We start from the raw sequence: 19260 nt of genomic DNA, 5'->3' as shown, positions 1-19260 counted from the left end.
GAGCATTGCCGGAAGCGCTGTCGGGCTGCTTGTTATGGGACGACGCGCGCGCATTCAAAAGCGACGCAATTGGCAGCCGCAACGGAAACGCGAAAATATTCGATGCTTGGCCTGGTTTTGATCAGCCGGCGCGACGATCGAAGCTGCCGACAAGCTTCCTGTGGAAGCGGACATAGCCTCGCTCGGTCGTGCGCAGATGTTCGGCGACAATTTGGTGGAAACGCGGCAGGCGGTGAAAGGGAACGGCCGGATAAGAATGGTGCTCGGAGTGGTAAGGCATGTTCCACGCCATGAAGCGTACCAGGCTTGTGGTAAAGGTGGTGCGTGTGTTTTCGAGCATGTTGGCGACATGCGGGCAGAGCGCGTGCTCGGCCAGCAGATAGGCCCGCAAAAACGGCTGACCGACGAGCACCGGCACAATCCAGACCCACAACAGCAGCGCTGACTGCACGGCCAGGGAGGCTGCCAGCAGCATCGCATAGGCGATCAGAAACCAACGCGCTTGCGAAATCACCTTGTCGCGGCCCTTGTCCGGCACGAAGCCGTCGCGGTTGCGGCCGGCGGCGTTGACGACGATCACGCGCGCCATGCCGCTCCAATAGGGGATCCCGGAGAGATAGCGCACATACTGGCCGATGGTCTCCGGTTTCGGAGCCATCAGTTCGGGGTCGTTGTCCGGATCGTGCGTGTGGCGATGGTGCGCGAGATGGAAATAACGGAACCATGCCGGCGGCAGCAGGATCAGGAAGCCGGTCACGGCGGCGATGGCGCGATTGAGCCACGGCGTCCTGAAGGCGGTTTCGTGGATCGTCTCGTGCAACAGCGTGAAGAAAAAGACGACCAGGATTCCCTGCGGCAGCGCGAGAACCGGCCAGAACGGAATTCGGGCGGCGATCAGCGCACCCAGCACCACAACCAGCCCGCCGTGAACGGCCAGCCGGACAATCCCGGGCCCGTCCAGTTTGGCGGTGAGGTCGCGACGATCCTCGACCGAAAGGCTGGCGATGATGGTGCGGTGGTCGATTTCGCTCATAAGTGCCAAGCTTATCGCCAGAGCGCTGTCCGGTAAATCGGCGCTCGTTGCCAGACGCCGGTTTTTGCGCCGGTCCAGAGATGGAACCAGATCGTCGGATGGTACCATTGTTTCCAAGGCAGGCCGCGGCGCGGCGCCCGCAAAGACATAGTGCTAGTCGTGAAAATCTGACGGTTGATACCAAATCGAATTGCAGCGATGGGCGGTTAACTGCCGTCCGTGTCGCCGATTGGAACGCACAGGCAGCGCCATATCAGACCTTCGTGGTCTCACTTGCGAAATCGTTATCCGCACTCAATCCAGACATCTAGTGATTGGACTTGACGCGCTACTTCGGGACGAGCGACCCGGCGCGGCTTCCTGGGGTTGGATGAATCGCGCCGTTTCGGCCGGGGTCGTTATGTGGCTCATTCGAGCGCAATAGAGCGCGACTCGCGATCACTCTAGGCTGGTCTTGCCGAGCTGAGTGTACCAAGTAGCGTTGTCCCAAAAGCTCGTGATCTTGATGATCCGGCCTTCCTCGTTAGTTTCCAGAATGAACAGATGGCGCAACCAATACTCCTTGCCTTTGTTCGTGATTCCAAACGCGTCCTTAGTCTGCTTTCCGCCGATGTGAACATCCACGAAGGCAACGTCACCGCTCTTGTCCTCCCAGATTGTGCTAACCTCGTTGCGCAGGTCAGGGAAAGCATCGATCAGCGTCCGCCAGACCGGCACGCCATCTTTGAGGACATTGCCGGAACCAGCGTCACCGAAAGGCACGTAGACGAACGTGGCATTCTCGGTAAAAAGAGTGGTCATGGCGTCTACCTTCCGATCGCGGTAAGCGTCGAAGAATTTCTTTGCCGCTTCCGCTGCATTTGCCGCTTCCGCCGCAGCGACCGCGAAGGCAGACAAGGTGATTGCGATCAGCACCGCCGCCGAAATCCGAGCTGGGTGTAATTTTTCCCGTGTCCTGAGTGAATGGAACGTCATCATCTCCTCCCTGAGATTGTTGACTGCAGCAGATTGTCCAAAACGGCAGATCAGGATTCTACTAGATCGAGGAACGTCCTCGCTTCCTTGATGTCCGGCGTCGCGAAGCCCTCTGTGAACCAGCCGCAAACCGGTGCGAGAAGGTCGTGGGCCCTTTGCCGCTCGTTTCCCTGGACCCAGAGTCGGGCAAGAGATGTGGCGGCTCGCAGCTCCCAAAGCTTGGCGCGTTGATGTTGGGCCACGGTAAGCGCGTGCAGGAAGGAAGCCTCGGCCTTCTCGTCCGCCTTCAAGTCCAGGAGCAGTTCGCCCTTGCGGAGGTGCAACTCAGTCTCGTTCCACCGCTCGTTGGTCTCGGTGATCAATGCGAGCCCTTCCTCGATCCTGTCGAGTGCCGCGCGTGGGTTGCCAAGCCTGCTGAGGGCGCTGGCGAGCATGAGCAGCCAGCGTGGCACAAAAAGCTTAGCGTCGTGCCCACGCCATTCGACTATGCCGTCACGCATTTGAGCAAGACCGCTATCCGACTCACCCGCCTGGATCAGAACCCAACCCTTGAGAATGACCCCTGCTGTGCGCCAAAGTGAGAAACCGTGCTCCGTACTGATTGAGATCAGTTCATCGACAATGGCCTCATCCGCACCAAAGTTGCTGTCGCGCTTATACGCGCCGAGATCTGTCGAATAAGTGCAAAACAGGGCCGATTGGAACAGGCCGAACGCCGCGGATGGGCTGTGCCGGTGGTGTCTTATAGCCTGTAACAAATCGGTGTATTTCTCGAATGCTTGATCGGGATAACCGAGGTGCAGCAGCGCGTGGGCGATATAGCAAAGGTTTGCGATACGGGGATCATAGGCGAATCGATAGGCAAGCGCAGCGTGCTCGTTCGGATCGTACAGCGCCAACGACGCCTCCATATGCTTGCGTCCGGCATCAAAATCTCCCCGGTGCACCGACGTGATGCCGACGCACCGGTGTGCGATCATGATTGTGGCCCGATCGCAGTCGCATTCGGCCCTGCGCAGCATCGATGTCGTCGTTGCCAGCGCAGCATCGAGTTGACCACGCAGGAGGTAGACGAGATACCGGCCGTAATCGGCCACGCTGCGCAGAGTGATGTCGTCCACTCGCTCGCACAACTCCTCGGCTCGCGCGAACGCCGCTGCGGTGGCCGGCGACGACCAACCTTTGGCCGCCATAAAGGCGGTGCCCAACGCCACCTGCATATCCAGCTCCAGGCGGACGCGCTCCTGAGTGTCAGGTAGCGTGCGGACAAGTCTTAGCCCATTTTCCAGGTGCGCGATCGACTCCAAAATTGCAGAGCGCTGGATCGCCGATTGCGCGGCTTGCCACCAGTAGCTGACTGCCCGCTCGATAAGGCCTGCCTCGGTGCAGTGATGGGCAATGATCTCCGGCAAAGCCTCGGAACCCGCTGCCACACGCTCTTCGAGAGCCGCGGCGATGCGCGCGTGCATCTGCTGCCGCCGAGTTTTAAGAAGGCTGGAATACGCCGCATCCTGCACAAGCGCATGCTTGAAGCTGTAGGTCGCTTCCGGCGGCGCACCGCGGCAATAGATCAGCTCGGACCTGCAGAGCTGGGCCAAAGCGTCCTGCAGTTTGCCTTCGTCGTGCGGCGCCACGGCGGCCAGCAGATCGTGCGAGAATTCGCGGCCGATTACAGCCCCGATCTGCGCCACCTCCTTGACCGGCGCCAGGTGATCGAGGCGAGCCATTAGCGAGTCGTGCAGCGTAGCCGGGATCGCCAGCGGCGGGAGAGTTCCGGTCAACTCGAAATGATTGCCGACGTCCCGCAAAAGGCCTGACTCCAGGACTGTCTTGGTCAGTTCCTCAACGAATAGCGGAACCCCGTCAGTTCGCGCCATGATCTGGTCCAGAACCTCGCGCGGTAGCGCCTTGCCGCCGGTGACGCGGAGAGCCACGGCTGCGCCGTGCCGTCGCGTGAGACGAGAAAGCGAGAGCTGGGTCACATGGGCATGGCTGGTCCAGGGTGGGCTGAATTCCGGCCGGAAGGTGATCAGAACCAGTGCCGGCAGACGCTGGACCCGCTCAATTACCAGGCCCAGCAGCTCTAGTGTCGAAGGGTCGATCCAATGCACATCCTCGTATACGGCCAACACAGGCTTCTGCTTGGCTAGGCCGGCGAGCTGCTCGACCAAGATTTCCAGCGTGCGTTGCTTGATGCGCTGTGGCGGCAGATCGATTGGCGGGTAGCGTGTTTCGGTTGGGATCGCAAGCAGAGCGGCCAGTACTTGCGCCGCCTCCCGGTCCTGCTCGCCGCCCCGAGCGAGCAGAGTTTCAAGTTTATCGAGCTTCATCTCGGCGGTGTCATCACGGTCGAAATGCGCCGCCCGCTCCAAAAGTCCGACCACCGGATAAAGCGCACTGTTGGTGTGGTACGGCGAGCAGTAATTGCTGAGCGGGATGTACGATTCGTTGGCCAAGTGCTCGCGCAAGGCGCGCACAATGCGCGACTTGCCAATCCCCGGCTCCCCGGAGAGGAGGATCACCTGTCCTTCACCTTCCTCCGCCCGCGACCAGCGTTCCAGAAGCAGAGCCAGCTCCTGCTCGCGGCCAACGAGCTTCGTCAGCGCGCCGGTGTGGAATGCCTCGAAGCGGCTTTCGGCCCGGCCCTCGCCTCTGACGGAATAGGCTTTCAAGGCCGTCTCGAAGCCCTTCAGAACCTGTGGTCCCAGATCCTCCAACTCGAACAGATCGCCCAGCAGATGTCTTGTGCTCTCGGCGACAATTACGCTGCTCGGCCGGGCCAAGTCCTGCAGTCGCGAGGCCAAGGTCGGCGTCTCGCCGACCACCGCCCGCTCGCGCGCTTCCTTGTCGCCGACAAGCTCACCGACCACCACGAGACCCGTCGCGATCCCCACCCGGCCCGCAAGCGGCTTGCCATCCGGCGCCCGCAGTTGCGCCACTGAACTGGCAACCGCCAAGCCTGCGCGCACCGCCCGCTCGGCATCATCTTCATGCGCTCGTGGCCAGCCGAAATATGCCAGCACACCATCGCCCATGAATTTCGCAATGTGTCCCTCGAAGCGGGTAATCTCGCCTGCGCAACAATTCTGGTAGCCTCGGATGATCTCACTCATCTCCTCGGGATCGACCCGAGCCGAAATCGCGGTGGAGCCGACCAGATCAGCGAACATCACGGTCAGTTGCCGCCGCTCGGCACCGGTTGGGGACGCCGGTGCCGACGCAAGTTCGGCGACTTGAGTCAAGGCTTCGACACCTTCAGCTGAGATTGCAGAGGAACTTTCCCGCAGCTCGGCAATAGCCTCCAGAAGCTTCCGGCGGTGCCCTACCGAACTGACGCCGATGTCCTTGAGATCCTCGGCCGTCAGCCGCAGGAGCACTTCGGCCTCGACGTTGTTCTCACGAAAGGCCGTGCCGTATTGCTGCAGCCCTAAGCTGCGCAGCCACTCCTCAATGTCCATGTCCCACTTCCGCGGTGGAGACGCCGGAGGGCTCCTTCGGCAACAGTCCGGCAGTCTTACACAACTGGGGTCCTATGCAACGTCATGGAAGTTGTGGCCGAGGCTTCTAGCGGCCGGCGTGTTAGCGAGGTAGGCGGATCAACCGTCCGGTCTTTGAATCCTGCCGAATTTCAGATCGCTGGAACGAACGGCAGATCCCCACAGCTGTCCTTAAACCACGCCCGCGCCAAGGTCGCGAAAGGGTCACGACGTTCCCTTGACCTCTCATCAGGGATGGTCCGCAAGGGGTCGTCTCGCGTCCTTCTTCGTGGGTACAAAGCGTCAGGTCTTCACCACCAGCGCGTGGGTTCGCTTTGGACCGCCGGGTTAACCCTGATGATCGGCCTCAGGACAGCGGGCTCAGCGCTTGAATTCAAGGATGTCGAGCTTCGATTCGTAATAGGGGGCCGGGAACTCGATGCGCCATTCGTTGGCGCTGTTGCGAAAGGCATAGCCGACCTGGTCGCCTTGCGGCCCGCCGCCATAGGGTTTTGCGGGATCGTTGTTGACAAAGAACGAGCCGAGATAGATCGCGCGCTTTTCGCCGTCGTCGAAGAAACGGCCCTTGGTGCGCTGCGAACCGGTGCGTTTTTCCAGCATCCAGCCCGAACCATCGTCGCTCACTTTGCACTTGAACCAGCCATAGATGACGAGCGGGCTCAGTCCGCCGGCCTTGATGGTGCGGCATTGCCAGTTGCCGGCCAGATCCTTGTCGGAAAACGCGACCAGCGGCTTTGCCAGCAAGGCGTCGAGCTGCTTGACCTCGGCGTCGTCGCCGGCCCTGGCTTCATCAAGGGCTGCCTTGCGCGTCTCGGCATATTTGTCGAGCCGCACCTTGTCGGCGGGCGTGATCAGCTTCTGCACCTCGCCATCGGCGAGCGCGGGCAGGGCGAAGCAGAAAAAGCCTGCGGCAATCAGGAGGCGAGCGATCATCGGTGCGTTTCCCGGTCGACGGCTGGAACAGCCTGTTTTCTCGTTTGGCATACAACTTACCGGTTCGCGGCGGCCTGTCATCCGTGCTTAACAGCGGTCAGCTTAAAACTCGTGGTTTTGCCGATGCGAATCTTGCTTACGGGGTCGTCAGGCTGGCTGGGCAGCGCGCTAGCGCCGCGCCTGCGGTGCCCTTGGCCATGACGTCATCGGGCTGGATCCGGTCCCGTCGGCGCAAACGCAAATGATCGGCTCGGTCGCCGACCGTGATCTGGTGATGCGGACGGTCGGGGAAAACCGCATCGAGGCGATCGTCCACAGCGGCGCGCTGCACAAGCCTGACATCGAACACCAACGCAATGAGGATTTCATCGAGACGAATGTGCGCGGCACCCTGAACCTGCTCGACGCGGCGGTGGTATCAGGCGTTCAGCGCTTCGTCTTCACGTCGACGACCTCGCTGATGATCTCGAAAGCCATACGCGCCGGCCTCACCGGCGGTGCGCGCAAGGCCGCCTGGCTGACGGAAGACATGTCGCCCGAGCCGCGCCACATCTACGGCGTAACCAAGCTCTCGGCCGAACATCTTTGCCGCCTCTATCACATCCAGTCCGGACTGCCGGTGATCGTGCTGCGCACCGCCCGGTTCTTTCCCGAGGCAGACGATATGGCGCATGCGATCGAGCAGTCGGACGCCAACACCAAGGCCAATGAGCTGTTGTTCCGCCGACTGACCGTGGAAGATGCCGCCGAGGCCCATGTCGCGGCGCTGGAGAAGGCTCCACAGCTAGGCTTCGACGTCTTCATCATCTCGGCGCCAACGCCGTTCCGGCCTGATGATTGCGAGGCATTGATCGCTGACGCGCCGCCAGTCGTGGCGCGTTATTTTCCGGAGTTTCCGGCGCTTTATGCGCGAAAAGGCTGGACGATGTTTTCCTCGATCGACCGTATCTACGACGCGTCGCGGGCGCGGGACAGGCTGGGCTTCGTCTGCAAGACGCGCTTTGCCGCTGTGCTTGCCGGGCTTGCAGTGGAAGAAGACCGCGCCTGATCGAACGTCAGCCGTGTGCCGCGGCGCTGGCCAGCTCCGTCGTCAGGTCGCCATAGCCGGTGGAACGGCGCTCATAGGCGAGGCCGAGCATTTTCGCGGCTTTCTCGGCGACCTTGTCGAGTTCCGGATCGTCGGTCTGGGCGATATAGACTAGCTTCTCGTAATTGCCGAAATAGTCCTTGATCAGCTCCGGATGCCTGTCGAGGCCGAGCGGCTTCATGAAGAAGGCATCGAACTGCCGGCACAGGAAATCGGTCATGTAGAACGACATCATGTCGTCGCCGGCGATTTTCGCATAGGCTTCCATGCCCTGGTAGAAGGCAAAGCAATGCGGACCGGCCATGCGCTCGACCCCATGCTTCTCGCAGACGCGGTCGAGCAGGCCGCCGGTGCCGCAATCGGCATAGCCGACGAAAATATTGGTGTAGCCGTCCGCCTTGGCCTTCTCGATTGCCTTGTCCATGGCCGGCGCGATGCGGTCCGGGTAGAAATGGAACTCCGCCGGCAGGCAGGTCAGGTCGAGATGGTCGAGCCCCAGCTGCTCCTTAACGGCCAGAACTTCGCGCGCAATCATCCCGCAGGCGATGACAAGCAGCCTGTCACCTTGATCGGGTTGTAGTTTTCGCGCAATGCTCATGGAACCAGTCTAACCGATTTTCGTTGCTGTCCCACGAACCTATCTGTTGAGGGAGATACCATTCATGAAACCGCTACGCATTGCGCCGATCGCCATCCTCGCTTGCGCCCTGGCTCTTTCGGCCTGCGCCAACACCGTCCGCGGCGTCGGCAGGGATGTCAAATCGACAGCCAACGCGGTTGAGGACACGGTCGAGAATCCCTGATCCGCAATCTCATCAACGCGAATCGCGATCAACATAGTTCAAGCGATGCGCGTTAAGTCATTGTAACATCTGGGAACGACAAAGTCGCGTTGCAAGGCTTGGCTCGGTTTATGGTCCATGCCGAATTCGCCGAAGTGAGGTCGAAGCGGCCGTGGTGTCCGCCTATTGCAATTGTTTCGTCAGGTGGGGGTTCGCTGGGGCAGGCACAAAAAGTTGACTTTTCGAATGCGGGACATGCCGGTAGTCTTTCCCTGTACCTCAACAACGAAGCTAGGAGCATAGAATGAAGACCGCTCTCTTGGTTGTCGCCGCTCTGGGCCTATCGGTATCCGGCGCCGCAGCGGAATGTGTCGGCCACAACAAAACGACGGCTTCCGTAGATCAGCAAACCAAAGCTGCAAGCGTAGATCAGCAAACCACAGTCGCAAGCGTCTCGAATACAACCGCCGACACGCCGATCCTGAAAAAGGAAGAGGCGAAAGAGTCAGAATAGGCGATTCAAGCCGCTACGCGGATCGCTGTTGCTTGTTGAAGTCTTGACCGGCGCTACGCGGCGCCTCGTCTGCAAGAGCATAAGTACGGGCTCCGTACTTATGCTCTTGTGTTCTCCTCGTCAGTTCAGGCCGAAGCGCGGACGTTGTGCTTGCGCTTCATAAAATCCTTGGCGGTCTCGACTGCCACGGCCGCGTCGCGGCAATAGGCGTCGGCGCCGACGGCTTTGCCGAATTCCTCGTTGAGCGGGGCGCCGCCGACCAGCACGACATAGTCGTCGCGGATGCCCTTTTCCTTCATCGTGTCGATGACGACCTTCATGTAGGGCATGGTCGTCGTCAGCAGCGCCGACATGCCGATGATGTCAGGCTGGTGCTGTTCGATGGCGTCGAGATACTTTTCCACCGCATTGTTGATGCCGAGGTCGATGACGTCGAAGCCGGCGCCCTCCATCATCATGCCGACAAGGTTCTTGCCGATGTCGTGGATGTCGCCCTTGACCGTGCCGATCACCATCTTGCCCTGCTTCGGCGCGCCGGTGGCGACAAGCAGCGGACGCAGGATGAACATGCCCGCCTTCATCGCGTTGGCCGACAACAGCACTTCCGGCACGAACAGGATGCCGTCGCGAAAATCCTCGCCGACGATGCGCATGCCTTCGACCAGCGCCTCGGTCAGCACCTTGTAAGGCGCCCAGCCGCGCTCGAGCAGGATGTTGGTGCCTTCCTCGATCTCTTCCTTCAGCCCGTCATAAAGGTCATCGTGCATCTGCTGCACGAGTTCGTCGTCGGAAAGCTCGGAAAGGATGATCTCGTCGTCGGCCATTTTTAATCCAGCTCCTTGCCGCACAGATGCAATTGCGGGGCCTCAAATATCACGTCAATACCTAACCCGCTACAGGCCAGCGTCCATAGCTGATTTGCGACTTCCCGCAAAAGGAAAGCGACTGCAGATCTATTGGAATTCTTGTCGATTTTGCGACAGGCGTTGGCGCTGGCGGGCCGTTTCGAATAGGGTGCATGACTACGATCCGGCCAGAAGCCGCGATATGCGGCAATAATAATTGTGCCAGAACAAAAGCCAGGGAAGAACGATCATGAGTGAGAACGCGCCGGTCGACCAGGAAGCGTCAAACGCGCGGCGCGGACGCGCTGCCAGTGGTGGTGCCGCTGCCCGACGGGCGGCGCGCTCGGGTGGCGGCCCCGGCACCCAGCTCACCTACATCAAGCGCAAGATCAACGTCTATGAGGTGCTGGACGAGGAAGGGCTGACGCTGATCGAGAAGAACACCGACACGGTGCTCGAAGAGATCGGCATCATCTTTCGCGACGACGCCGAGGCGCTGCAGCTGTGGAAAGAGGCCGGCGCCGACGTCAAAGGCGAGCGCGTGCACTTTCCCAAGGGGCTCTGCCGCTCACTTTTGAAGACGGCGCCGTCTGTCTATACCCAGCATGCCCGCAATGCCGAACGTTCGGTGCAGATCGGCGGCAACGCCACGGTCTTCGCACCGGTCTATGGCCCGCCCTTCGTGCGCGACCTCGACGGCGTCAGGCGCTATGCGACGATCGAGGATTTCCGGAATTTCGTGAAGCTCGCCTATATGGCGCCGTCGATCCACCATTCGGGCGGCACGGTGTGCGAGCCGGTCGACGTGCCGGTCAACAAGCGCCATCTCGACATGATCTACAGCCACATCAAATATTCGGACAAGCCGTTCATGGGCTCGGTCACCGCGCCGGAGCGCGCCGAAGACACGGTGGCAATGGCCAAGATCGTGTTCGGCGACGATTTCGTCGAGAACAACACGGTGCTGACCAGCCTGATCAACGCCAATTCGCCGATGGTGTTCGACGAGACCATGCTGGGGGCGCTGAAAGTCTATTCGCGCCACAACCAGGCCTGCATCGTCACGCCGTTCATCCTCGCCGGCGCGATGAGCCCGGTGACCGTCGCCGGCACGCTGACCCAGGTCCTGGCCGAAGTGCTGGCCGGCGCGTCGTTCACGCAGCTGATCCGACCGGGCGCACCGGTGCTGTTCGGCACCTTCGCCTCGTCGATCTCGATGCAGTCGGGCGCGCCGACCTTCGGCACGCCGGAGCCGTCACTGGTTTCCTATGGCGCGGCGCAGCTCGCGCGCCGGCTTGGTCTGCCGTTCCGCACCGGCGGCTCGCTCTGCGCCTCCAAAATCCCGGACGCGCAGGCGGCCTATGAGAGCGCCAACACGCTGAACTCGACGATCCTCGCCGGCACCAATTTCGTGCTGCATTCGGCCGGCTGGCTCGAGGGCGGGCTTGCTTCCTGCTACGAAAAATTCATGATGGACATCGACCAGCTCGGCATGACTCAGAAGTTCTCCGAAGGCGTCGACCTGTCGGAGAACGGCCAGGCGATGGATGCCATCCGCCAGGTCGGCCCGGGCAGCCACTATCTCGGCTGTGACCACACCCAGGCCAATTTCCAGACGGCATTCTACCGTTCCAGCATCGCCGACAACAATTCCTACGAGCAGTGGCTGGCCGAAGGCGAAAAGTCGGCACCACAGCGCGCCAACGAACTCGCTCGCCGCTGGCTGGAAAGCTACGAGGCGCCGCATCTCGATCAGGGCATCGACGATGGGCTGAAGGACTTCATCGCCAGCAAGAAGGCGTCGATGGCCGACGCCTTCACCTGAAAGGAGCCCGAGTCAGGCGGGGCTAAAGTCGCCAACATCATCCACAAGGAAGTCTGGCGGAGCGCCTTTTCCGAGCCGGACAGGAAGGGATGATCCTTGAGCGCAGCATGGTCGAAGATATAGCGGCGGCGCTTTCCGCCCACGGCCTCATCCTGCGCGGCGGCTTCAATTTTGCAGCCGGTGAGGAAACACCCTCCGGTCTCTCCGGCGCTGCCGCCAGATCCGTGTTGCTGGTGGGACAGGCGGGCGCTGCGCCGTGGCCGCATTTCCTGCGCTGGCGGGAAGGCCAATCGCAAACTATTGCCGATCCGATCGATGCATGGTCGCGCGAAGTGATCGGCACGGTGGCGAAGAAATTCGGCGCGCGTGCCGTGTCGCCGTCTGACAAGCCTTATCTGCCGTTCCAGCAATGGGCGATGCAGGCGGAGGGTCTGAGACCGTCACCGCTCGGCATCCTCATGCATCCGCAATACGGGCTGTGGCACGCCTATCGCGGCGCGCTGCTGTTCGAGCACGAGATTGCGTTTGGGGAAACTCGCGAAGTGGTTCACCTTTGCGATGCATGTGTCGACAAACCTTGCCTGAAATCCTGTCCGGTCGACGCGTATTCTGCAGATGGTTTTGTGCACAAAGACTGTCTGGCGCATGTGTGTGGGCACAACGGCGCGCCGTGCCGAACCGGCGGCTGTCTCGACCGCAATGCCTGTCCCTACGGCGCGGCCTATCGCTATCCGCCACAGGTTCAAGCCTTCCACATGGCCGCGTTCGCGGGCCTGTAGCATCGCGGAATGCCGAACGAAACTTGAACACCGTAATTGCGACCCCGACCGCCCTGCAAAAAATCTTTCCATCATCCCAAGGAATCGTCATTAGCCTTCGTCCAACAGGCAAATGATGGCGATGATGCTGGATGAAAGCGAAGCCTCCGACGCCGAGCTGATCGGTCGGGCGCAGGGCGGTGACAGGGGGGCTTTCGGCAAATTGCTCGAAAGGCACTATCACTTCGTCTATCGCGCCGCCTATCGCTGGTGCGGGAAAAAGGCCGACGCCGAGGATATCGCCCAGGAAGTCTGCGTCCGGCTCGGCCGGGCGATCCGCGACTATCATGGCAGCGGCGCCTTCACCACCTGGCTCTACACCATGACGCTGAATGCGGCACGCGACATGATGCGCAAGACCGTCCGCGAGGCGATCAAGACCGAAGCCTACGGGGCCTACGAGCTGATCGCGGGAGAGGCCTCGGCCGAGCCCGAAGATCCAGCCGAGGCGCTTTGGGCGGCGGTGCGGATGCTGCCGGACAAGCAGCGCGACGCGGTGCTGCTCGTCTATGGCGAAGGGCTGAGCCACGCACTCGCTTCCGAGGCGATGGGCATCTCGGAGACGACGGTTTCCTGGCACATCCATGAAGCGAAGAAACGGTTGAAGGCGCTCATGCTTTCAGCCGGGGAAGTGTGATCATGGTCGACGACAACCAACTCAACAGGCTGCGCAACATCGCAGCACCGGCACCCGGTACCGACGCGAAGGCGCGTGCCTTCGAGGCCGCCATGCGGGCTTACGACCTGGGCGAAAAAACTTCACCTGCCGCCCAAGGAACGGCGAAAGGGCTTCGTCTCACAGAGCGAGCACAAAAGCTCTGGAGCGAAATCATGCAAAAGAAACTCTTCGCTACCCCGGCCATTGCCGGGCTCGTCGCCCTGCCGATCGCCGGATACGCCACGATCTATATGCTGCAGGAGCAGCCGTTCTATTCCGGTGGGGACGAGAAGATCGCTGAAACGCTGGCCGATAAACCAGCGGCTAAAGCGCCGGCAAGGCCGCTCACCGTAGCCGAGGCCGACAAGCGGAAGAAAGCCGATGCCGACGCCGAAAACCGCGTCGCAGCCGAGGCGCTTGTCGCGCCGGCATCGCCGCCGAAGCCACAATCGGCTGCCGGCCTGGCGCAGCAGGACGCTCTGGCCCGCAATGTGGCGCCCGAGCCGGCACCTGCGCCGAAAGGTGAGTTCGCAAGGGATGGTGGAGCTGCGACGTCTGGCAGAGTGATGATGTCCATATCTCCTCCGAAAGCCGACGGAGCCACGCAGGCTGGCCGCATGCCAGGCGCCGAATCCAAGCTGATGGTACAGCCGCAGGCCATGCCGGCCGACCAGATGCTGCCGGAGCAAAACCGCGACCGCGTCGAGGATTTCAAGAGCAATCCGGTGCGTGCCGCGCTCGAAGACCCGGTCTCGACCTTTTCGATCGATGTCGACACGGCCTCCTATTCCTTCGTGCGGCGTTCGCTCAGGGAAGGTGTCGTGCCGCAGGCCGACACGGTCCGCGTCGAGGAGATGATCAACTACTTCCCCTATGACTGGAAAGGTCCGGACGTTGCCTCGACGCCGTTCAACTCGACCGTCAGCGTCATGCCGACGCCGTGGAACGAACACACCAGGCTGATGCATGTCGCCATCAAGGGTTTCGACGCCAAGCCGGCCGAGCAGCTCAAGGCCAATCTGGTCTTCCTGATCGACGTGTCGGGCTCGATGAACGAGCAGGACAAGTTGCCGCTCCTGCAGTCCGCCTTCCGGCTTCTGGTCAACAAATTGAAGCCCGACGACACCGTCTCGATCGTCACCTATGCGGGCGATGCCGGCACTGTCCTGGAGCCGACGAAGGTTTCGGAGAAGGACAAGATCCTCAATGCCATCGACACGTTGGCGCCCGGCGGCAGCACGGCCGGCGAGGCGGGTATCAGGCAAGCCTATCGGCTGGCGCAGAAATCCTTTGTCAACGACGGCATCAATCGCGTGATGCTGGCGACGGACGGCGACTTCAATGTCGGCCAAACCGACGATGACGATCTGAAGCGGTTGATCGAAAAGGAGCGCAAGACCGGGGTGTTCCTGTCGGTGTTCGGTTTCGGCCGCGGCAATCTGAACGATCAGATGATGCAGGCCATCGCCCAGAACGGCAACGGCACCGCCGCCTATATCGACACTTTGGCCGAGGCGGAGAAGGTGCTGGTCGAGGATGCGTCCTCGACGCTGTTCACCATCGCCAAGGACGTGAAGATCCAGGTCGAGTTCAACCCGCAAAAAGTCTCGGAATACCGGCTGATCGGCTACGAGACCCGCGCCTTGAACCGCGAGGATTTCAACAACGATCGCATCGACGCCGGCGAGATCGGTTCGGGGCATTCGGTTACCGCGATCTACGAGATCACGCCGAAGGACGGCGGCGGCGAGAAGATCGATCCGCTGCGCTACGGGCAGGCGTCCGTGAACAATGGCGGCGTCGCCAATGCCGACGAATATGCGTTCGTCAAGATCCGCTACAAGCTGCCGAACGAGGATGCCTCGAAGCTGATCACCACGCCGGTGACATCAGCCAACGAAGTGGCTGGTTTCGACCAGGCCAGCATCGACCAGCGCTTCTCCGTTGCCGTCGCAGCTTTTGGCCAGAAGCTGCGCGATGAGGATGCGACCGCGAGGTTCGGCTACGACAAGATCATCGAGATTGCCACTGCCGCCCGGGGAGCTGACCCGTTCGGCTACCGGTCCGAGTTTCTCTCGCTGGTGCGCCTTGCCTCGGCGCTCGGCGGTAAACGGTAATGGTGATGACGGCCGGTTTTCCTCAGATGGGGTCGTTCTGATACGGAAAACCGCCGATGGGCGCTGAGGCAGGCCGGCAGGGAAACCTTGCCGGCCTTTTCAATTGCGTCAGGCGCGGCTGCGCCGGCGCTCGCGGCGGGCTTCGCTGGTCTCGACGGTGTTGACCGTCGCCTGCTTGTTGCGCATCGGGCCGATGCGCTCGACAATTTTTTCGACGGGCGGGCGATCCGACCTTGTGTGCGCATCGAGTGCCTTGCGCATGGCGGCGAGGTGGGCGAACGAGGTGCCGCAACAGCCACCGACGATCTTTGCGCCGGCATCGACGGCCAGCCTGACATAGTCGGCCATCAGCTCGGGCGTGCCGGAATAGTGGATCTCGGCGCCGCGAAATTCCGGAATGCCGCAATTGCCCTTGACGATCACCGTCGCCTCCGGCTTCGCCTCGGTCATGTCGAGCAGTGAGGCGAGGATGTCGGAGGCGCCGACGCCGCAATTGGCGCCGACACCGAGCGGCGCCTGCGACAAGCCATCGGCGACGCCGTGGATGTCCTTCGGCAACAGCCCCATCATGGTGCGGCCGGCGGTATCGAAGGAGCCGGTGTAGGTATAGGGCAGGCCGACGCGGATCGCGGCTTCGGCTGCGGCGCGGATTTCGTCCGGCGCCGACATGGTCTCGATCCAGGCGACTTCGGCGCCGCCGGCCTTCAGGCCCTCGATCTGCTCGGCAAAGGCCTCGACCGCCTCGTCATAAGTCATGGCGCCGAGCGGCACCAGCAACTCGCCGGTCGGGCCGACCGAGCCGGCGACGATGACCTTGCGGCCGGCTTTATCGGCAACGGCGCGGGCGATCTCGGCGGCGCGCTGGTTCAGCGCATGCACTCGGTCTTGCGCATGGTGCAGCTTCAGCCGGTGGCGGGTGCCGCCGAAGGAGTTGGTGAGAATGATGTCGGCGCCGGCATCGACGAAGTTCTGGTGCAGGCTGGTGATGGTGTCCGGCGCCGTCTCGTTCAGCAACTCTGGAGCCTCGCCGGCCTCGAGCCCCATGGCGAACAGATTGGTGCCGGTGGCGCCATCGGCGAGCAGAACGCCCTTTTCGGCAAGCAAAGCGTCAATTGGATTGGTCATTGGAAATTACGCCTTCCCGGATTCTTTTTCGAGATAAGGATATAAAGAAATCTTTATATGGCGTCAATGTTGGTGCAGGAAGCAAGCCGTCAAAATCGCATTTCCGCCAGCCTTTGGGTGAAGCTGGCTGCTTCGTGCGCATTGATATCGGCGGCGCGGATCAGATTGTCGAAATGGCTGGTCAGCGTGCGGACCGGCTGGGTCGCGTTCAGCACCAGATACATGTCGCCGACATAGATGGCGGCGCGATAGGGCCCGAAGATGGTGTAGGGTATCGAATAGCGCATCCGTCCGTCATAGAGAAACAGGCGGAAGGTGGGATAAAGGTCGTCGAGCAGCGTCGCCATGTGAAGAAGCTGCTGGTGGCGGGCGCCCTCAGGGAAACGGTCCCAGACGCCCAGGCCGCGCGCAAAGATCTCCAGCGTGTGGCGCGGCATGCAGACTTCCATGTCGGTTTCCGGCCGCCGGTTGTAGTCGATGCGGTACTGCGTCTCGCCGGCCTGGGCCTCACGGCTCTTGTTGGCGATACCGGCCTCGTAATCGACGAGCGCTTCGGTGCGCAGAAGATCGGGAATGCCGGCCGGCACGTAACGGATTTTCGTGCCCGCGGCCTCGGTATGCCATCTGGCCAGCAGCGTGCGGTCGAAGCCGTCAGGCGCTTCCTCGATCTCCAGGCTCTCGCGGATTTCACCGGTGAGGCCTTCGTCTTGGCTGAGGCCGAGCAGCCAGTCGAGCGACACTTTGAATTCGGCGGCGATGTTGAGCAGCGTTTCGGCGCGGGGAAGGCGTGTCGAGGCGCCGGACAGCAGCTGCGAAAGCGCCGAGCGGTCGATGCCCACCGCAGTCGCGAAAGCGGACTGGTTCAGATCCGATCGTGTCAGGAGTTTTTTCAGGCGCTCCCGAAACACCGTCGACAGGTCGCGTTTGTCCATATCGTCATTCCAGCCATTGGGAGAAAAAAAATTCGCCGAACCCGCCAACGTGGCACTTTGGGCGTAAATGAATCCTCAAGCCTGTTTACAATAGATAACATATGCGGCTGAAAATGCGCAATCGCAACATTTTGTGCGCTTTGTCGCGTTGCAGCATCACGACGCTCCTGACACAATGCTGTCAGGAATCAAAACGGTTCCGGCGACTGGAAGGGCAGTGGTCGATCCATGACAAGCAACAGACGACGCAATGCACCGGCCATCGAATGGCCGACCGTTTTCCTCGCGATTTTCTGCTACGGCACCTGGCTAGCAGCTGGCCTGTTCCTGTGGCCGTCCTATCCGCTGCTGGCGCTCGTCGTTCTGGCCTTGATGGCGGCGCTGCAATCCTCGCTGGCGCACGAAGTCCTGCACGGCCATCCGACCCGCAATGCGCAGCTCAACGAAGCTTTCGTCTTCCTGCCGATTGGTTTCGTCTGGCCTTTCCGGCGGTTCAAGACCATTCATCTGCGCCATCATGCCGACGAACGGCTGACCGATCCGCTTGACGATCCTGAAAGCTACTACAAGGCGCTGTGGCACCATGACGAATTGCCGCCGGCGATGAAGTTCCTGCTGAAGATCAACAACACCATGATCGGCCGGCTCATTCTCGGCCCGTGGCTGTCGTGCACCGGCTTCTTCATCGACGATGCCAGGCAGATGCTTGCCGGCGACAAGGTGATCCGCAAGGCATGGCTGCTGCACGCCATCGGCCTCGCCGTGGTGCTGCCGGTCGTGCAGTTCGGCTTCGGCATCCCGCTATGGCTCTACATCCTGGTGCCGGTGTGGCTGGGCCAGTCGCTGATCTCGATCCGCACCTTCGCCGAGCATCAGTGGTCGGAGCATCCGGAAGGCCGTACGGTGATCGTCGAGCGTTCGCCGCTGTCGTTCCTGTTTCTCAACAACAATCTGCATTTCGTTCATCACAAGAGCCCGACGGTGGCCTGGTACAGGCTGCCGAAGCTGTTTCGCGAGCGCCGTGACGAGTGGCTGCGGATGAACAATGGCTATGCCTATCCGAACTATTTCGCGCTGCTCAAGGCATATGCCTTCAAGGCCAAGGAGCCGATCGTCCACCCGGTGCTGCGGCGCACGCCGGAACCGGGCCGGGCGTTCAAGCCGCGCGTCAGGGCGCGCAGCCTCAATGGGCTTGGCAGCGCGCCGGTGCCGGCCGAGCCGCCGAAAGAATGAATTTTTGGGTATTGCCGGCAGCGATGCCCAGGTGCGCGTCAATGGCCTCGTCAATTTTTCTCAGCGTAACGATCAAAGTCCCGGCATGAGCGATTTCGTTGCCGGCTTGCCGATGTACGACTGGTCTGAAATGCGGAGCGAGGTCGACGCCCAATGGGCGCGGCTGCGTGATGCCTTCCGGCAAAAAGGCATCGACGCGCCGCAGACCATCGCTCGCGTCAATGCCGATCTGCGGCCTGTGGAAGGCGGCATCCGCGACGCCGCCGGAATGGTCATCGCGCCCGATCCGGCGACGCTGCCGCCGGACGAGTTGGATTTTTTCGGCCTCTGGCTGCATCCGGCGCTGCTGCTCGCACAGGCCTGCTGGGGTCCGATGGAACTCGGGCTGGCGACGCATGTTCAACTGATCGGCCAGCCGCGTTACGACGCGTTCGAGGGCGGGCAGGGTGAACTCTATTCGAGCGCGCTGGTGATGCGTGCAGGTGAAGCGCCAACGGTTGCCTCACCGTCCGATGGCAGCCCGCTCATCCCGCTCGATGTCCTGCGTGACAAGCATTTTACCTTCAACAGCCTCGATTCCATGTCGGGCATTATCGCGCCGACGCGTGACCTGGAGGCGCTGGGCGAAAGCCTGGACATCTTCTCCGAGCGCAGCGAAAGCGGTGGCCACCGCGCCTCGATCGTCGCCATTGCCGAGGGCAAGGCCGATGTCGCGGCGATCGACTGCCAGAGCTGGGCCAATGCGCGGCGCTTCGAGCCGGCAGCGGAAGCGGTCACGGTCGTCGGCTGGACAACGCGGCGCAAGGGCCTGCCGTTCATCACTGCCAGAACGACACCGGAAAAGATCGTGGAGGCGCTGCGCGAGGCGGTCGCGGCGACCGCATAA

17 protein-coding genes are annotated in these 19260 nt (G+C 61.6%); 9 read left to right on the top strand and 8 right to left on the bottom strand.

Going from position 1 to position 19260, the window contains the following annotated elements:
- Nucleotides 1-121: 121 nt before the first annotated feature.
- From AC0L2K_RS22470 to AC0L2K_RS22455, 4 genes are all read right to left on the bottom strand, one after another.
- Nucleotides 122-1033, bottom strand: a complete 912-nt coding sequence (locus tag AC0L2K_RS22470) for a fatty acid desaturase (RefSeq protein WP_473532368.1) — start codon at nt 1031-1033, stop codon at nt 122-124.
- A gap of 438 nt (nt 1034-1471) precedes the next feature.
- A complete protein-coding gene (locus AC0L2K_RS22465; RefSeq protein WP_287058557.1) occupies nt 1472-2008 on the bottom strand; it encodes a nuclear transport factor 2 family protein in 537 nt (178 codons plus the stop codon).
- Between the two features lie 50 nt (nt 2009-2058).
- Complete coding sequence (locus AC0L2K_RS22460) at nt 2059-5466, bottom strand: AAA family ATPase (protein WP_473532356.1); 3408 nt, start codon at nt 5464-5466, stop codon at nt 2059-2061.
- Nucleotides 5467-5865: 399 nt separating this feature from the next.
- Entirely contained in the window at nt 5866-6438 is a 573-nt protein-coding gene (locus tag AC0L2K_RS22455; RefSeq protein WP_473532355.1) for a DUF4893 domain-containing protein, read from the bottom strand.
- Between the two features lie 241 nt (nt 6439-6679).
- On the opposite strand from AC0L2K_RS22455, the gene AC0L2K_RS22450 reads away from it, so the two are divergent.
- Complete coding sequence (locus tag AC0L2K_RS22450; protein WP_473532354.1) at nt 6680-7486, top strand: NAD-dependent epimerase/dehydratase family protein; 807 nt, start codon at nt 6680-6682, stop codon at nt 7484-7486.
- A 7-nt stretch (nt 7487-7493) separates the two neighbouring features.
- On the opposite strand, the gene AC0L2K_RS22445 is transcribed toward AC0L2K_RS22450, so the two are convergent.
- A complete protein-coding gene (locus AC0L2K_RS22445) occupies nt 7494-8123 on the bottom strand; it encodes a DUF1638 domain-containing protein (protein WP_023798936.1) in 630 nt (209 codons plus the stop codon).
- A gap of 64 nt (nt 8124-8187) precedes the next feature.
- Between AC0L2K_RS22445 and AC0L2K_RS22440 the strand changes: the two genes are divergently transcribed.
- Together AC0L2K_RS22440 and AC0L2K_RS22435 are read left to right on the top strand one after the other, a co-directional pair.
- Nucleotides 8188-8328 carry an entericidin A/B family lipoprotein gene (locus AC0L2K_RS22440; protein ID WP_023798937.1) on the top strand — a complete coding sequence of 47 codons (141 nt, stop codon included), beginning with the start codon at nt 8188-8190 and terminating at the stop codon, nt 8326-8328.
- A gap of 283 nt (nt 8329-8611) precedes the next feature.
- The gene (locus tag AC0L2K_RS22435; RefSeq protein WP_023798938.1) at nt 8612-8821 is read left to right on the top strand and encodes a hypothetical protein; all 210 of its coding nucleotides are present in this window, start codon (nt 8612-8614) and stop codon (nt 8819-8821) included.
- A gap of 125 nt (nt 8822-8946) precedes the next feature.
- Here AC0L2K_RS22435 and AC0L2K_RS22430 read toward each other — a convergent pair whose 3' ends face one another.
- Nucleotides 8947-9645, bottom strand: coding sequence for a corrinoid protein (locus AC0L2K_RS22430; protein WP_095494578.1), 699 nt, complete (start codon nt 9643-9645; stop codon nt 8947-8949).
- Between the two features lie 271 nt (nt 9646-9916).
- On the opposite strand from AC0L2K_RS22430, the gene AC0L2K_RS22425 reads away from it, so the two are divergent.
- The 4 genes from AC0L2K_RS22425 to AC0L2K_RS22410 all read left to right on the top strand — a co-directional run bounded on the left by AC0L2K_RS22425 (nt 9917) and on the right by AC0L2K_RS22410 (nt 15084).
- Entirely contained in the window at nt 9917-11491 is a 1575-nt protein-coding gene (locus AC0L2K_RS22425) for a trimethylamine methyltransferase family protein (RefSeq protein ID WP_023798939.1), read from the top strand.
- Nucleotides 11492-11598: 107 nt separating this feature from the next.
- Complete coding sequence (locus AC0L2K_RS22420; protein ID WP_473532353.1) at nt 11599-12270, top strand: hypothetical protein; 672 nt, start codon at nt 11599-11601, stop codon at nt 12268-12270.
- A 115-nt stretch (nt 12271-12385) separates the two neighbouring features.
- Entirely contained in the window at nt 12386-12946 is a 561-nt protein-coding gene (locus AC0L2K_RS22415; RefSeq protein WP_287058539.1) for an RNA polymerase sigma factor, read from the top strand.
- Nucleotides 12947-12948: 2 nt separating this feature from the next.
- Nucleotides 12949-15084, top strand: coding sequence for a YfbK domain-containing protein (locus AC0L2K_RS22410; protein ID WP_473532352.1), 2136 nt, complete (start codon nt 12949-12951; stop codon nt 15082-15084).
- A gap of 108 nt (nt 15085-15192) precedes the next feature.
- Here AC0L2K_RS22410 and bmt read toward each other — a convergent pair whose 3' ends face one another.
- Both bmt and AC0L2K_RS22400 read right to left on the bottom strand, forming a co-directional pair.
- The gene (gene bmt / locus AC0L2K_RS22405; RefSeq protein ID WP_473532351.1) at nt 15193-16209 is read right to left on the bottom strand and encodes a betaine--homocysteine S-methyltransferase; all 1017 of its coding nucleotides are present in this window, start codon (nt 16207-16209) and stop codon (nt 15193-15195) included.
- Between the two features lie 89 nt (nt 16210-16298).
- On the bottom strand, nt 16299-17141 hold the full coding sequence (locus AC0L2K_RS22400) for a helix-turn-helix domain-containing protein (protein WP_473532350.1): 843 nt from the start codon (nt 17139-17141) through the stop codon (nt 16299-16301).
- Nucleotides 17142-17369: 228 nt separating this feature from the next.
- Here AC0L2K_RS22400 and AC0L2K_RS22395 point away from each other — a divergent pair, with 228 nt between their 5' ends.
- Complete coding sequence (locus AC0L2K_RS22395) at nt 17370-18374, top strand: fatty acid desaturase (RefSeq protein ID WP_473532349.1); 1005 nt, start codon at nt 17370-17372, stop codon at nt 18372-18374.
- Between the two features lie 85 nt (nt 18375-18459).
- Nucleotides 18460-19260 carry a phosphate/phosphite/phosphonate ABC transporter substrate-binding protein gene (locus AC0L2K_RS22390; RefSeq protein ID WP_473532367.1) on the top strand — a complete coding sequence of 267 codons (801 nt, stop codon included), beginning with the start codon at nt 18460-18462 and terminating at the stop codon, nt 19258-19260.

The organism is Mesorhizobium sp. WSM4817 (genome assembly GCF_055811135.1).
The sequence above is the reverse complement of the archived record's forward strand: the minus strand, read 5'-3'. Positions and strand labels throughout refer to the sequence as shown.

Excerpts from the sequence above, each read along its gene's own strand:
- AC0L2K_RS22390 (WP_473532367.1), top strand. The coding sequence starts at position 18,460 with ATGAGCGATTTCGTTGCCGGCTTGCCGATGTACGACTGGTCTGAAATG.
- AC0L2K_RS22400 (WP_473532350.1), bottom strand. The coding sequence starts at position 17,141 with ATGGACAAACGCGACCTGTCGACGGTGTTTCGGGAGCGCCTGAAAAAA.
- AC0L2K_RS22410 (WP_473532352.1), top strand. The coding sequence starts at position 12,949 with ATGGTCGACGACAACCAACTCAACAGGCTGCGCAACATCGCAGCACCG.
- AC0L2K_RS22445 (WP_023798936.1), bottom strand. The coding sequence starts at position 8,123 with ATGAGCATTGCGCGAAAACTACAACCCGATCAAGGTGACAGGCTGCTT.
- AC0L2K_RS22395 (WP_473532349.1), top strand. The coding sequence starts at position 17,370 with ATGACAAGCAACAGACGACGCAATGCACCGGCCATCGAATGGCCGACC.
- AC0L2K_RS22430 (WP_095494578.1), bottom strand. The coding sequence starts at position 9,645 with ATGGCCGACGACGAGATCATCCTTTCCGAGCTTTCCGACGACGAACTC.
- AC0L2K_RS22455 (WP_473532355.1), bottom strand. The coding sequence starts at position 6,438 with ATGATCGCTCGCCTCCTGATTGCCGCAGGCTTTTTCTGCTTCGCCCTG.
- bmt (WP_473532351.1), bottom strand. The coding sequence starts at position 16,209 with ATGACCAATCCAATTGACGCTTTGCTTGCCGAAAAGGGCGTTCTGCTC.
- AC0L2K_RS22420 (WP_473532353.1), top strand. The coding sequence starts at position 11,599 with ATGGTCGAAGATATAGCGGCGGCGCTTTCCGCCCACGGCCTCATCCTG.
- AC0L2K_RS22440 (WP_023798937.1), top strand. The coding sequence starts at position 8,188 with ATGAAACCGCTACGCATTGCGCCGATCGCCATCCTCGCTTGCGCCCTG.
- AC0L2K_RS22465 (WP_287058557.1), bottom strand. The coding sequence starts at position 2,008 with ATGACGTTCCATTCACTCAGGACACGGGAAAAATTACACCCAGCTCGG.
- AC0L2K_RS22425 (WP_023798939.1), top strand. The coding sequence starts at position 9,917 with ATGAGTGAGAACGCGCCGGTCGACCAGGAAGCGTCAAACGCGCGGCGC.
- AC0L2K_RS22460 (WP_473532356.1), bottom strand. The coding sequence starts at position 5,466 with ATGGACATTGAGGAGTGGCTGCGCAGCTTAGGGCTGCAGCAATACGGC.
- AC0L2K_RS22415 (WP_287058539.1), top strand. The coding sequence starts at position 12,386 with ATGGCGATGATGCTGGATGAAAGCGAAGCCTCCGACGCCGAGCTGATC.
- AC0L2K_RS22470 (WP_473532368.1), bottom strand. The coding sequence starts at position 1,033 with ATGAGCGAAATCGACCACCGCACCATCATCGCCAGCCTTTCGGTCGAG.
- AC0L2K_RS22450 (WP_473532354.1), top strand. The coding sequence starts at position 6,680 with ATGATCGGCTCGGTCGCCGACCGTGATCTGGTGATGCGGACGGTCGGG.
- AC0L2K_RS22435 (WP_023798938.1), top strand. The coding sequence starts at position 8,612 with ATGAAGACCGCTCTCTTGGTTGTCGCCGCTCTGGGCCTATCGGTATCC.